This window comes from Micrococcus sp. iso_229 (assembly GCF_058072725.1).
The window spans coordinates 1,341,968-1,355,478 of record NZ_CM176514.1; the positions used below are offsets into that span (position 1 = coordinate 1,341,968).

The window sequence follows — 13,511 nt, forward strand, 5'->3', positions numbered from 1 at the left end:
GACTGCGCGCCGGCGCAGTCAGGGAGAGTTCCAGCGGTGACCAATCACATGCAGCCCGACGACCAGCAGTCCCCCACCACCGAGGCCACCCCCGCGCCGGCCGAGGCCGCCGAGGCGCGGCCCGTCCCCGACGCGCCGGCGCACGGTGATTCCGCCCAGCCCGCCGAGGCGCCCGCCGCGCCCTCCCCGGCCGCCATGAAGAAGGCCAGCCCGGCCGCCGTGCGCCCCGCGACGCCCGCCGCCCCGGCCCCCGTCGTGGCCCCGACCGTGCCCCCCACCCCGGTAGAGGAGGCCGCCGCGTTCGCCCGGGTGAGCGAGGACGGCCACGTCACGCTGCTGGACGGGCAGGAGGAGCACGCGGTCGGCCAGGTGCCGGACGCGAGCACCGAGGACGCGCTGGCGTACTTCGTGCGCAAGTACGACGACGTGCGCGCCCAGATGGCCCTGTTCGAGCAGCGCATCGCCGCCGGCGCCCCCTCGAGTGAGCTGGGCCGGGCGCTGGGCCAGATGACGACCGCGGTGAACGAGCGCCACATGGTCGGCGACATGGACGCCCTCCGCACCCGCCTGGCGGCCCTGGAGACCCTCCTGGGCGACTACCGCGCCGCGGAACAGGAGGCCCGGCAGGCCGCCCAGGCCGAGCAGCTGGCCACCCGCGAGGCCATCGTCGCCGAGGCCGAGACCTTCGCCCAGACCCCGGCCGAGCGGATGCCCTGGAAGACCGCGTCCCAGCGCATGACGGAGCTGTTCGAGGAGTGGAAGGCCGCCCAGAAGGCCGGCCCGCGTCTGGCCAAGTCGGTCGAGGACGACCTGTGGAAGCGCTTCCGCGGCGCCCGCACCACGTTCGACAAGACCCGCCGCGCCCACTTCTCCCGGCTGGACGCCGCCTCGGCCGAGGCCAAGCAGGTCAAGGAGCGCCTCATCGCCCGCGCCGAGGAGCTGTCCACCTCCACCGACTGGGGCGTGACCGCCGGCAAGTACCGCGACCTGATGGACGAGTGGAAGCGCGCCCCCCGGGCCTCCCGCAAGGAGGACGACGCCCTCTGGGCCCGCTTCCGCGCCGCCCAGGATGTCTTCTTCGCCGCCCGCAAGGCCGCGAACCAGGAGATCGACCGCGAGTACGGGGCCAACCTGAAGGTGAAGGAGCAGATCCTCGCCGACGGCCAGAAGCTGCTCCCCTTCACGGACGTCAAGGCCGGGCGGCGCGCGCTCAACGAGCTGCGCGGGCGGTGGGAGGATGCCGGCCGCGTGCCCCGCGGGGACGTCCGTCGCATGGAGGAGGGCTTCCGCAAGCTCGAGGACGCCCTCAAGCAGGCGGAGAACGAGCACTGGCGCCGCACCGACCCGGAGACCAAGGCCCGCACGAACTCCGCCCTCACGCAGCTCGAGGAGACCATCGCCGGGCTCGAGGCGGATCTCGCCCGGGCCCAGGCCCAGGGCGACCAGCGCGCCGTCACGAAGGCCCAGGAGGCGCTCGACGCGCGCCTGCAGTGGAAGCAGGCCCTCGAGGCCTCGGCCTCCGAGCTTCGCTGAGCCCCACGCGTCTCGAGCACGCCCCCGCGGCCCGCCTGTCCACAGGCGGCCGCGGGGGCGTCCTCGTCTCTGGCAGGCTCCGGGCATGACGACCGTGACGATCGAGGAGACCGCCCCGACCGGGGCGCTCGTGCTGGCGGGCGACCCCTTCACGGAGCCGGAGCTGCAGGCGCTCGGCGCGCGGGGCGCCGTGCGGCCGCTGCTGCCCGGAGTGTGGGCGCGGCCGGACGCGGCGGACGACCCCGCGGTCCGGGCCGCTGCCCTGTGGACCCTCGGCGGCCCGCTCCTGGCCGCCGGTTGGACCGCGATCGGCCCGTCGGCGGCCTGGATCCTGGCCGGCGGCGCGGCGCCCGGGCGGCTGCACGCCGCCGTGCCGCACTTCCACCGGCGCCCCGCCGGCGGGGGCCTGCTGCCCTGGACGCTCACCGAGTCGGACGTCGCCGCCGATGCCACGGGCGTCGCCCCCGCCGAGCAGGACGTGCTCCGGTTCGGCCCCGTGCGGGTCACCACGCCCGCCCGGACGGTCGAAGACCTGCTGCTCAGCGCGGACCCGGATGCGTCGCGGCGCGCCGCCGCCGTGATCGGCGCCCACGGCGCCGCCGGGCTGCGGGAGCGGCTGGCCCGCCGGACCCGCCGTGCCGGCGTCGTGGCGGCCAGGCGCCGGCTGGGCGCCCTGCTGGCGGCGCTGGACGTCCCCGACTGAGGCCGTCAGGCTCAGGTGCGGTGCACGTCGAAGACGCCGTCGATGCGGCGCACCGCGTCGATCACGTGGCCGAGGAACCGGGGGTCGCCCATCTCGAAGACGAACCGGCTCATCGCCACGCGGTCGCGGGTGGTGTTCACGGAGGCCGAGAGGATGTTCACGTGGTTCTCGGAGAGGACCCGTGTGACGTCGGAGAGCAGCGACTTGCGGTCCAGCGCCTCGATCTGGATCTCGACCAGGTAGACGGTGTCCCGCGACGGCGCCCAGCTGACCGGGGTGCGGCGCTCCGGCTCCTGCGCGAGCAGGGTCGCCAGGTTCGGACAGTCGACCCGGTGCACGGAGACCCCGGAGCCGCGGGTGACGAATCCGTCGATGGCATCCGGCGGCACCGGGTTGCAGCACCGGGCCAGCTTGGCCATGACACCGCCGTCGCCGTCCACGAGCACGCCGGCGTCGTTGGTGGCCCGCGCGGGGGCGCGCCGCGCCTGAGCGGGGACCAGCTCCTGCAGGTCCACCTCGCCGACGGTCAGTTCGCCCTCCGGCTCGGCCTGCGTCGGCGTCGGCGGAGCGAGGCGCTCCGCGACGCGTTCCTGCACGGACTGCGCGGACACGTGACCGTCGCCGAGGGCTACGAACAGCCCGTCGAGGTCCGCGTAGCCGAGATCCGTGGCCACCTGCACCAGCTCCTCGCCGCCGAGCACGTGCTGCACGGCCATGCCGGCCTTGCGCAGCTGACGGGTCAGCGACTCGCGTCCCCGGTCGGCCTGCTCGCCGCGACGCTGCGTGGCGAAGTGGTGACGGATCTTGGACCGGGCCCGTGGCGAGACCACGAAGCCCAGCCAGTCCCGGCTCGGGCCCGCGTCCTCGGCGCGCGAGGTGAAGACCTCCACGGTGTCGCCGTGGCTCAGCGGCGTGGACAGCGGGACGAGCTTGCCGTTGACCCGGGCACCGATGGTGCGGTGGCCGACGTCGGTGTGGATGGCGTAGGCGAAGTCCACGGGCGTGGATCCGGCCGGCAGGGTGCGGATCTCCCCCTTCGGCGTGAAGACGTACACCTCGTCCGCCCCGATCTGGGTGCGCAGCGAGGCGAGGAACTCGTCCGGGTCCCGGGTGTCCGCCTGCCAGTCCATCACCGAGCGCAGCCAGGCCGGCGTGGCCTGCACCGGCCCCTGGCCGGCGGCCTGGGCCTTGTACCGCCAGTGCGCGGCGACGCCGTACTCGGCCTGGCGGTGCATCTCCTGCGTGCGGATCTGGATCTCCACCGGCTTGCCGCCCGGCACCATCACCGTGGTGTGCAGGGAGCGGTACATGTTCAGCTTCGGGACCGCGATGTAGTCCTTGAACCGGCCCGGGACCGGGTTCCAGCGGGCGTGGATCACGCCGAGCACGGCGTAGCAGTCACGCACGGAGTCCACGAGCACCCGGATGCCCGTCAGGTCGTGGATGTCGTCGAAGTCCTTCCCGCGCGTCACCATCTTCTGGTAGATCGAGTAGTAGTGCTTCGGCCGTCCGGTGACGGTCGCCCGGATCCGGTGCTCGCGCAGATGCTCCTCGATCACGGTGCGCAGCGCCGCGATGTGCTTCTCCCGCTCCGGGTTCCGCTCCCCCACGAGGCGCACGATCTCCGCGTACATCTTGGGCTTGAGGGCGGCGAAGGAGAGGTCCTCGAGCTCCCACTTGACGGTGTTCATGCCGAGCCGGTGGGCCAGCGGGGCGTAGATGTCCAGGGTCTCCTGGGCCTTGCGCGCGCTGGACTCCGGGGAGACGTACCGCCACGTCCGCGCGTTGTGCAGCCGGTCGGCGAGCTTGATGAGCAGGACGTTCACGTCCTGGGCCATTGCGATGACCATCTTGCGCACGGTCTCGGCCTGCGCCGCGGCGCCGTAGGTCACCTTGTCCAGCTTGGTCACGCCGTCCACGAGGAGGGCGACGTCGGAGCCGAAGTCGGCGCGCAGGCGCTCCAGGGAGTAGTCCGTGTCCTCGACGGTGTCGTGCAGCAGGGCCGCCAGGAGCGTCGGGCCGGTCACGCCGATCTCGGCGAGGATCGTGGCGACCGCGACGGGGTGGGTGATGTACGGGTCCCCGGAGCGCCGCATCTGCCCCTCGTGTGCCGCGCGGGCGACCTCGAAGGCGCGGACGATGTCGGCCAGCTCGGTCTTGGTGGCTCGCTGCCGCACCGTGCGCATCAGCGGCTCGAGCAGGGGCGAGTACTCGGTGGCGTGCCGGCCGGTCAGGCGTGCGATCCGGCTGCGGGGCCGGACCGGGACGGGAGTGGGGTCCTGTTCGCTCATGGGCCACGCCTCCTGACTCGTGCGGCCCCGACCGCTCCGGCCGGGATGATCGGCGAGTCTACCCGCGCCCGTCCCGCCCCGCCCCAGAAAGACCGCCGGGCCCGGTGGCAGGTGCACCGGGGCCGCAGCGGCTCCGTCAGAGTCGCGCGCCGTCGTCCCAGGGGGCGACGTCGGGATCGGTGACCGTGTCGGAGCCACGCTCCCGGGCGGCGCGGGCCGCGGCGCGGGCGTCGTGGTCGCGCACGTCCGCGTCGTTGCGGCGCAGCAGGGCGTACAGCGGCGCCTGGAGGAACAGGGTGGACAGGGTGCCCACGATGATGCCCACGAACAGCGCGAGCGCGATGTCCCGCAGCGTGCCGGCACCGAGCAGCCCCGCGCCGATGAACAGGATCGAGCCGACCGGCAGGATGCCGACGACGGAGGTGGTGATGGACCGGACGAGCGTCTGGTTCACCGCGAGGTTCACGTTCTCGACGAAGGAGCGCTCCGGGTCCTCCTCGGCCCCGATCGTGTTCTCGCGGATCTTGTCGAAGACCACCACGGTGTCGTAGAGCGCGTAGGACAGGATCGTGAGGAAGCCGATGATGGCCGACGGCGTGATCTCGAAGCCGGTGGCGCCGTAGATGCCGGCGGTCAGCGCGACCACGTAGAGCATGCCGAGCACGGCGGCCAGGGACATCTTCCAGGTGCGGAAGTACACGGCCATGAACAGGGTCACGAGCACCACGAAGATCACCAGGCCGATCAGGGCCTGCTGCGACACGGCGTCGCCCCAGGTCGGTCCCACGAAGGTCGAGGTCACCTGGTCCTGGCCCACGCCGTAGGCCTCCTGCAGGTTCGCGGCCACGGCTCGGGTCTGGGCGTCGTCGAGCTGCTCGGTCTGGACGCGCACGGTGCCCGGGGCGACGTTCGTGACGGTGGCGTGGCCGTCGGCCAGCACGTCGGTCACGGCGCGCTCGCCCGCGGCCACGTCGGTGGAGGCCGTCTGCGAGACGGTGAACTCGGAGCCGCCCCGGAACTCGATGCCGAGGTTGAAGCCGCCGCGCAGGGCGGTCAGGCCGCCGGCGAGGACGAGCAGCAGGGCGGCGAGGGCGAACCACCGCCGCCAGCGCTGGATGAACGGGTAGGAGATGCGGCCCGAGTAGAGGGCGTTGCCCCAGTCGGCGAAACGGTTCACTGGTCCTCCTCCTGGCGGCGGCGCTCGGCGCGGCGTCGCTCGGCGATCGTCATGGGCGGCGCGGTGCGCGAGCGGCGGCCGCCCCGGGCGGACGAGCCCGCGCGGGGGGCGCCCGTCGCGGCGAGCGGCCGCGGGGCGACGGCGGCCGCCGCGTCGTCGGCGTCGGCCGGCTCGTCGGAGTCCTCCGCCGGAACCCCGGTGCGGGGGGCGGGGGCGGGCTCGCGGACGCGGCCGGCGCCCTGATACAGGGACGGCCCGCCCAGCAGCGACGGGTCCAGCCCGGACATCGGGTGTCCCTCGCCCACGAAGCGGGTCTGGGCCAGCAGCACCATGAGCGGGTGGGTGAACATGAACACCACGATCAGGTCGGCGATCGCGGTGAGGCCGAGGGTGAACGCGAAGCCGCGCACGTTGCCGACGGCCACGAAGTACAGCACGACGGCGGCCAGCAGGTTCACGGCCTTGGACGCGGTGATCGTCCGCTGGGCGCGCTTCCAGCCCTCGTGCACGGCGACGGGCACGGTGTGGCCCGCGCGCAGCTCGTCCTTGATGCGTTCGAAGTAGACGATGAACGAGTCCGCCGTCAGACCGATCGCCACGATGAGCCCGGCGATGCCCGCGAGGGACAGGCGGTAGTTGTCCGTCCAGCCCAGGATCGCGATGGCCAGCCACGTCAGCACGCCCGCCACGATGATCGAGGCGAAGGTCAGCAGGCCCAGGGCCCGGTACTGGAAGAACTGGTACACGGCCACGAGGCCGAGGCCGATCAGACCGGCGATCAGGCCCCAGAAGAGCTGGTCTCGGCCGAGCGTGGCGGAGATCTGCTGCTCGGACTCGATCGAGAAGGAGATCGGCAGGGAGCCGTAGTTGAGCTGCTCGGCCAGCTGCGCCGTCGTCTGCTCGTTCAGGGTGGGGCCGCTGATCTGCGCGCTGCCGTTGGTGATGACCACGTTGGACTGCGGCGCGGAGATCACGTCCCCGTCCAGCAGGATCGCGAACTGCTTGCGCGGGTCGCCCTCGGGGTACGGGGTGAGCTTCTGGGTGACCTCCGTGAAGGTCTTGGCGCCCTCCTCGTCGAAGTCGATGTTGACGACCCACTGGTTGGTGGAGACGCCGCTCTGGGCCTGGGCCATGCCGTTGGACGCGCCCTTGATCTGGGTGCCCGGGATGACCACGGGGCCCAGGATGTACTTCTGGGCCGGCGTGACGACGCCGTCGGCGAGCTCCTCGGGGGGCTGGCAGGCGACGATCGCCCGGTCGGACGGCGGCGGGGGCGCGGCCGGGTCCCGCGGGGCGGTGCAGTCCTTGGCCTGGAACTCGGCCAGCAGGGCCGGGGTGACCCAGTTCGGGTCGTAGGCGTCCGCCGGCTCCCCGTCGGGCTTCGGCAGCTGGTCTTCGGGCAGGCGCTGGTCCTCGGGGGTGGCCTCCCCCGGGCCGGACTGCAGCACGGGGCGGAACTGCATGTCCGCGGACGCCTGGATCAGGCGGCGGGTCTCCTCGTCCGGGACCCCGGGCAGGGAGACGACCACGTTCTGGGAGCCCTGCGTGGCGACCTCCGCCTCGGCCACGCCGGAGCCGTCCACACGCTGGCGGATGATCTCCACGGCCTGGTCCAGCTGCTCGGGGGTGACGGACTCGCCCGTCGAGGTCTCGGGGGCCAGCACCATCTGCGTGCCGCCCTCGAGGTCGAGGGCGAGCTTGGGAGCCCAGGAGGCCGCGCCGGAGGCCACGCCGCCGCCGAGGATCGCGGCCAGGACCACGAGGAGGGCGGCCAGCCAGGCCAGGGTGCGCCCGGCGGAGCCGGTGGGTGTTCTCTTCGCCATTGCTCAGGTGCTTCCGTCACATCCGAGCGGCCCCGCCAGGCGGGGCCGCGTGTGCTGGGGTGGGTGGGCCTCAGGCCAGGTCGTCGCGGCGCGGACGCGGGTCGGCGGCGTCGTCGGCGCGGTACTCGGTGCCGGGGGCGTCATCCAGACGCGACGGGTCCGCGGTGGGCGCGGCGGCGGGGTCGACGCCGGCCGGGGCCTCCGACGCGGCGGCCGTCTCGGGCTCCACGACGGTGGTGATGCCCTGCAGGTGCACGTCCATGCGGGTGCCCGGGGCGGTCTCCAGCGTCACCCGCTGGCCCTCGGTGTCCACGGCCACGACGGTGCCGAAGATGCCGGCGCCGGTCATGACCTCGACGCCCGGGGCAAGGGTGCTGCGCATCTGCGCCTGCTGCTGCTGCATCTTCTTGCCCTTGCGGAAGGAGAGGAAGAGCATCACCGCGAGCAGGGCGAAGGCGATGAGCATGAGCAGGCTGCCGCCACCCCCCTGGGCCTGCTGGGCGATCACGGGCAGGGTCGCGGCGGTGGCGACGGGCATGGGGGACTCCTGATGCTCGGGGTGGGCGGGCCTGTCCAGTGTAGGGCCCGCCCTGGGCGTCACGGTCCCGGCGTGGCCTCCGGGGCGGCGATGCCCAGGTGCTCCCAGGCCCCCGGCAGTGCGACGCGGCCACGGGGGGTGCGGGCCACCATGCCCTCGCGGATGAGGAAGGGCTCGGCCACGGTCTCCACGGTCTCGGCCTCCTCCCCCACGGCGGTGGCCAGCGTGCTGAGACCCACGGGCCCGCCGCCGAACGTGGTGCACAGGGCGGTGAGCACGGACCGGTCGAGCCGGTCCAGGCCGCGCCCGTCGACGTCGTACATGTCCAGGGCGGCGGCGGCGTCGTGCGCGCCGACCTCGGCCAGCCCCTTCACGAGCGCCCAGTCCCGCACACGGCGCAGCAAGCGGTTGGCGATGCGCGGGGTGCCGCGCGAGCGCCGGGCGATCTGCCGGTATCCCTCCGTGGCCAGCCGCATGTCCAGCAGCAGGGCGGAGCGGCGCAGGACGCGCTCGAGCTCCTCCTCGGTGTAGAAGTCCAGATGGCCCGTGAAGCCGAAGCGGTCGCGCAGCGGCCCCGGCAGGAGGCCGGCCCGCGTGGTGGCGCCGACGAGCGTGAAGGGCGGCAGCTCGAGCGGGATCGAGGTGGCGCCGGCGCCCTTGCCCACCACGATGTCCACCCGGAAGTCCTCCATGGCCATGTACAGCATCTCCTCCGCCGGGCGGGACATCCGGTGGATCTCGTCGAGGAAGAGCACCTCGCCCTCGGTGAGCGAGGACAGGATGGCCGCGAGGTCGCCCGCGTGCTGGATCGCGGGGCCGGAGGACAGCCGCAGGGGGGCGTTCATCTCCGCGGCCACGATCATCGCCAGCGTGGTCTTGCCGAGCCCGGGCGGACCGGAGAGCAGGACGTGGTCCGCGGCGCGGTCGCGCAGCCGGGCGGAGGCGAGCATGAGGTCCAGCTGCTCGCGCACGCGCATCTGGCCCACGAACTCGTCCAGGTGCTTGGGGCGCAGCGCGGCCTCGAGCCGACGCTCCTCCGGGTCGACGGCCGCCGCGGACAGCGGCGAGGACTCCGCGCTCATCGTCCGCCTCGCACAGAGCCGGCCATGCCGACGTCGCGCAGGGTGGCGCGCAGCAGCGCGGCGACGTCCCGGCCCTCGTCCAGCTCCGGGCGGGCCGCCACGGTGGCCTCGACGGCCTTGAGCGCCTCCTTCTCGGACCAGCCCAGGCCGGCCATCGCCTGCACGACGTCGGCGTGCCAGACCGTCTCGACGGCCGGCTCGTCGCTCACCTGGGCCTCCTCCTCGGGCACCGGCTCCCCGGTGGGCGCGAGGCGGCCGGAGAGCTCGACGATGATCTTGCGCGCCATCTTCGGCCCGATGCCGGGCACGCGGGTGAGGGTCTTCTCGTCCTCCTCGGTGACCGCCCGGCGCACGGTCTCGGGGTGGTGGACGGAGAGGATCGCCAGGGCGAGGCGGGGACCCACGCCGTTGGCCGTGATGAGCACCTCGAACACCTCGCGCTCGTCACGGTCCGCGAAGCCGTAGAGGGTCAGGGCGTCCTCCTTGACCACGAGGTGGGTCTGCACGGCCCCCGGCCGGCCCTCGTGCAGGGTGGCCAGCGTCTGCGGGGTGGCGGAGAACTGCACGCCCAGGCCGCCGACGGCGATGACCGCCCGGTCGAGGGCCACGTGCTCCACGGTGCCGCTGAGCGAGGCGATCATGAGGGGCCCTCCTGTCGGGACGGACGGACGCCGGTCGGCGCGGATTCGAACATATCATCGAACGCCGACGTGGCAGCGGCCTACCGGCGTCGCCCGCCGCCCGCCGAGCGCTCGGCGTCGAGCCAGGCCCGCTGCGCGGCGGTGAGCTGGCCCCGCGGGCGGGCGCGCGCGGGCGTTTTGGCGGCGAACTGCGAGCGCCCCGCACGGGAGGCGAGGTCCGCGGTGTCCAGGCCGGTCTGGCCGGCGGCGGCGCCGAGGGCGGTGCCGCGCCAGCCGTGGGCGATGGCCAGGGCGAGGGCGTCGGCGGCGTCGGCCGGGCGCGGCGGGGCGTCGAGGCGGAGGATCCGGGTGACCATCGTGGTGACCTGCTCCTTGCCCGCGTCGCCGTGTCCGGTGACGGCGGCCTTGACCTCGGAGGGGGTGTGCAGGCCCACGGGGACGCCGGCGCGCGCGGCCGCGGCGATCGCCACGCCCGCGGCCTGGGCCGTGCCCAGCACGGTCGGCGTGTTCGTGTTCGCGAACATGCGCTCGACGGCGGCGCGGTCGGGCCGGTGCGCGACGAGGACCGCGGAGACGGCCTCGTCGATGCGCAGGAGACGCTGATCCAGGGAGGCGGTGGGCGGGGTGCCCGCGACCTCGACATGGACGAGCGCGGCCCGCCGTCGCGCGTCCACGTCCACCACGGCGATCCCGCAGCGGGTGAGCCCCGGGTCCACCCCGAGGATCCGGACGACGTCGGCGGGCCGGCGCGCGCTCAGCGCGATCAGTCCTCGTCGAGCTCGGCGAGGACCTCGGGGGCGATGTCCACGTTCGAGAAGACGTTCTGGACGTCGTCGAGGTCCTCGAGGGCATCGGTCAGCCGGAGGAAGGTCCGGGCGCCCGACGCGTCCAGGTCCACCTTCATGGTGGGGACGAACTCGAGCTCGTCGGACTCGTACTCCACGCCCGCCTCGTCCAGGGCCTTGGCCACGGACTGCAGGTCGGAGGGGTCCGAGAGGATCTCGAAGGATTCGCCGGAGAGGACGACCTCCTCGGCGTCGGCGCCGCCCTCGAGCACGGCCTCGAGCAGGCCGTCCTCGGTGTTGCCCTCGGCGGGCAGGCGCACGAGGCCCTTGCGCTCGAAGAGGAAGGAGACGGAGCCGGAGTCCGCCATGGTGCCGCCGTTGCGGGTGACGGCCGCGCGCACCTCCGCGGCGGCGCGGTTCTTGTTGTCGGTCAGGCACTCGACCAGCAGCGCCGAGCCCTGGGGGCCGCGGACCTCGTACATGATCTCGGCGTAGTCGACGACCTCGCCGGTCAGGCCGGCGCCGCGCTTGACGGCGCGGTCGATGTTGTCGTTGGGCACCGAGGCCTTCTTGGCCTTGGACACGGCCAGGTCGAGCGCGGGGTTGCCGGCGACGTCGGGGCCGCCGGCCCGCGCCGCGACCTCGATGTTCTTGATGTACTTCGCGAACGCCTTGGCGCGTCGCGCGTCGATGACGGCCTTCTTGTGCTTGGTGGTCGCCCACTTGGAATGTCCTGACATCACGCCTCCTCAGGTCTGGATCTCGTCTGCTGGCTCGACCGCCCAGTCTAGCGACGCCCGGTGGGGTGGTGCGGATCACGGCTGACTACACTCGCGCCCATGACCCACACCTCCGCGTCCTCCGTCCTGCCCGCCGACCACCCGCTGGCGACCCCCTCCGACCTGCCCTACGGGCTGCCCGACTTCTCCGCCGTCTCCGACGCGCAGCTGGCCGAGGCCGTGCGCGCGGGCATGGCGACCCAGCGGGCCGAGGTCGACCAGATCCTCGGGGCGGCCACGGCGCCGACCTTCGAGAACACCGTCCGTGCGCTCGAGCTGTCCGGCCAGCTGCTGCGCCGCTCCGCCGCGATGTTCTTCACGCTCGTGGGCTCGGACGGCACGGACGCGCGGCAGGCCCTGGCCGAGGAGCTCTCCCCCGAGCTCGCGGCCCACGAGGACGCGATCCTGCTGGACCCGCGGCTGGCGGCGCGCGTCGCGGCGATCGACGACGGCGGCCTCACCGGCGAGGACGCCCGCCTGCTGGAGACGCTGCGCCTGCGCCTCTCCCTGGCGGGGGCGGACCTGGACGAGGCCGCGCGCGAGGAGCTGCGCGGGATCAACACGGAGCTGGCGTCCCTCTCGGCCGCCTACACGCGCCGCCTCGTCGCGGACACCGCCGCCCGCGCCGTGCTCGTCACGGACCGCGAGCGCCTGGCCGGCCTGAGCGAGGACGACCTGGCCGCGGCGGCGGGGGCGGCCGCGGAGGCGGGGCACGGGGACGGGGACGCGGCGGCGGGCCCGTGGCTGCTGACGCTGTCCCTGTTCACGTCGCAGCCGTGGCTGGCGTCCCTGCAGGACGAGGGCATGCGGCGCGAGGTGTTCGAGGCGTCGACGGGCCGGGGCGGGTCCGGGGAGCACGAGACGCTGACGACGGCGATGGCGATGGTGCGGCTGCGGCTGCGCAAGGCGCGGCTGCTGGGGGCGGAGAGCTGGGCCGAGCAGGCGCTGAAGGACCGGGCGGCGCCGTCGACGGCGGCCGTGGAGGATCTGCTGGCCGCGATGGCGCCGCGGGCGATGGCCAACGCGCGGGCGGACGCGGCGACGGCGGCGGCGCACGCGGGCCGGGCGGGCGCCGAGGTGGCCCCGTGGGACTGGCCGGCGCTGTCCGCGGCGTACGCGCGGGAGGAGTTCGCGGTGGACGCGGACGCCCTGCGCCCGTACTTCGAGCTGGACCGGGTGCTGACGGAGGGCGTGTTCGCGGCGGCGACGGCGCTGTACGGGCTCACGTTCGCCGAGCGCCCGGAGCTGGCGCGGCACCTGTACCGCCCCGGGATCCGGGTGTTCGAGGTGACGGGTGAGGACGGTGCCGGGGTGGGTCTGTTCGTCGCGGACCTGTTCGCGCGGCCGACCAAGTCCGGCGGTGCCTGGATGCACACGGTGCGGGACAGGGCGGACGCCCTGGGCGAGCGCCCGGTGGTGTTCACCACGATGAATGTGCCGGCCCCGGCGGCGGGGCGTCCGGCCCTGCTGACGCTGGATGAGACCACGACGCTGTTCCACGAGTTCGGCCACGCCCTGCACGGACTGCTGGCCCGGGGCGAGTACGCCTCGCTCACCGGGACGAACGTGCCGCGCGACGTCGTGGAGTTCCCGTCGCAGGTCAACGAGGTGTGGCTGCGTGAGCCGTCCCTGCTGGCCGCGTACGCGCGGCACGTGGAGTCGGGCGAGCCGCTGCCGGCCGGGACGCTGGAGCGGCTCGAGGCGGCGGACCTGTGGGGCGAGGGGCACCGCACGGTCGAGTACCTGGGCGCGGCCCTCGTGGACTGGGCCTGGCACTCGCTGACGGAGGAGACGGTGGACGCCGCCACGGCGGACCCGGCCGCGTTCGAGCGCCGGGTGCTGATCGAGGCGGGCATCGACCCGGACCTGGTGCCCCCGCGCTACGGCACCGGCTACTTCAAGCACATCTTCGGCGGCGGCTATGCGGCCGGGTACTACTCCTACGTGTGGGCCGAGGTGCTGGACGCGGACGCCGTGGAGTGGTTCCGCGAGCACGGCGGCATGACGCGGGAGAACGGCCGCCGGTTCGCGGACGAGCTGCTCTCGCGGGGCGACACGCGTGACCTGCTGGAGTCCTACCGCGCGTTCCGCGGCCGGGACGCCGAGCTCGAGCCGCTGCTGCGCCGTCGGGGGCTGGCGGACGCCGCGGCCTGAGCGCG

General features: G+C 74.0%; 11 protein-coding genes. 3 read left to right on the forward strand and 8 right to left on the reverse strand.

What is annotated here, in order from left to right:
- Positions 1 to 36: 36 nt before the first annotated feature.
- Together AC3RKA_RS06245 and AC3RKA_RS06250 are read left to right on the forward strand one after the other, a co-directional pair.
- Positions 37 to 1,533, forward strand: a complete 1,497-nt coding sequence (locus AC3RKA_RS06245; RefSeq protein WP_002857058.1) for a DUF349 domain-containing protein — start codon at positions 37 to 39, stop codon at positions 1,531 to 1,533.
- An 85-nt stretch (positions 1,534 to 1,618) separates the two neighbouring features.
- Positions 1,619 to 2,236 carry a hypothetical protein gene (locus AC3RKA_RS06250; protein WP_065573124.1) on the forward strand — a complete coding sequence of 206 codons (618 nt, stop codon included), beginning with the start codon at positions 1,619 to 1,621 and terminating at the stop codon, positions 2,234 to 2,236.
- Between the two features lie 11 nt (positions 2,237 to 2,247).
- Here AC3RKA_RS06250 and AC3RKA_RS06255 read toward each other — a convergent pair whose 3' ends face one another.
- The 8 genes from AC3RKA_RS06255 to AC3RKA_RS06290 all read right to left on the reverse strand — a co-directional run bounded on the left by AC3RKA_RS06255 (position 2,248) and on the right by AC3RKA_RS06290 (position 11,313).
- Positions 2,248 to 4,527, reverse strand: a complete 2,280-nt coding sequence (locus AC3RKA_RS06255) for a RelA/SpoT family protein (protein ID WP_002857061.1) — start codon at positions 4,525 to 4,527, stop codon at positions 2,248 to 2,250.
- Between the two features lie 136 nt (positions 4,528 to 4,663).
- Positions 4,664 to 5,704 carry a protein translocase subunit SecF gene (gene secF, locus AC3RKA_RS06260; RefSeq protein WP_002857063.1) on the reverse strand — a complete coding sequence of 347 codons (1,041 nt, stop codon included), beginning with the start codon at positions 5,702 to 5,704 and terminating at the stop codon, positions 4,664 to 4,666.
- Positions 5,701 to 7,527 carry a protein translocase subunit SecD gene (gene secD / locus AC3RKA_RS06265; RefSeq protein WP_002857065.1) on the reverse strand — a complete coding sequence of 609 codons (1,827 nt, stop codon included), beginning with the start codon at positions 7,525 to 7,527 and terminating at the stop codon, positions 5,701 to 5,703. The genes secF and secD overlap by 4 nt, the downstream gene beginning before the upstream one ends.
- A gap of 70 nt (positions 7,528 to 7,597) precedes the next feature.
- Positions 7,598 to 8,065 carry a preprotein translocase subunit YajC gene (gene yajC / locus AC3RKA_RS06270; protein WP_002857067.1) on the reverse strand — a complete coding sequence of 156 codons (468 nt, stop codon included), beginning with the start codon at positions 8,063 to 8,065 and terminating at the stop codon, positions 7,598 to 7,600.
- A 59-nt stretch (positions 8,066 to 8,124) separates the two neighbouring features.
- Complete coding sequence (gene ruvB / locus AC3RKA_RS06275) at positions 8,125 to 9,147, reverse strand: Holliday junction branch migration DNA helicase RuvB (RefSeq protein ID WP_049159124.1); 1,023 nt, start codon at positions 9,145 to 9,147, stop codon at positions 8,125 to 8,127.
- Positions 9,144 to 9,788: a Holliday junction branch migration protein RuvA gene (gene ruvA / locus AC3RKA_RS06280; RefSeq protein WP_136940494.1), complete on the reverse strand. Its 645-nt coding sequence runs from the start codon at positions 9,786 to 9,788 to the stop codon at positions 9,144 to 9,146. The genes ruvB and ruvA overlap by 4 nt, the downstream gene beginning before the upstream one ends.
- 80 nt (positions 9,789 to 9,868) lie before the next feature.
- Positions 9,869 to 10,504 carry a crossover junction endodeoxyribonuclease RuvC gene (ruvC, locus tag AC3RKA_RS06285; protein ID WP_136940493.1) on the reverse strand — a complete coding sequence of 212 codons (636 nt, stop codon included), beginning with the start codon at positions 10,502 to 10,504 and terminating at the stop codon, positions 9,869 to 9,871.
- A gap of 47 nt (positions 10,505 to 10,551) precedes the next feature.
- Positions 10,552 to 11,313: a YebC/PmpR family DNA-binding transcriptional regulator gene (locus tag AC3RKA_RS06290; RefSeq protein WP_489727007.1), complete on the reverse strand. Its 762-nt coding sequence runs from the start codon at positions 11,311 to 11,313 to the stop codon at positions 10,552 to 10,554.
- A 99-nt stretch (positions 11,314 to 11,412) separates the two neighbouring features.
- Here AC3RKA_RS06290 and AC3RKA_RS06295 point away from each other — a divergent pair, with 99 nt between their 5' ends.
- A complete protein-coding gene (locus AC3RKA_RS06295) occupies positions 11,413 to 13,506 on the forward strand; it encodes a M3 family metallopeptidase (protein WP_489727008.1) in 2,094 nt (697 codons plus the stop codon).
- The last annotated feature ends 5 nt before the right edge of the window (positions 13,507 to 13,511 follow it).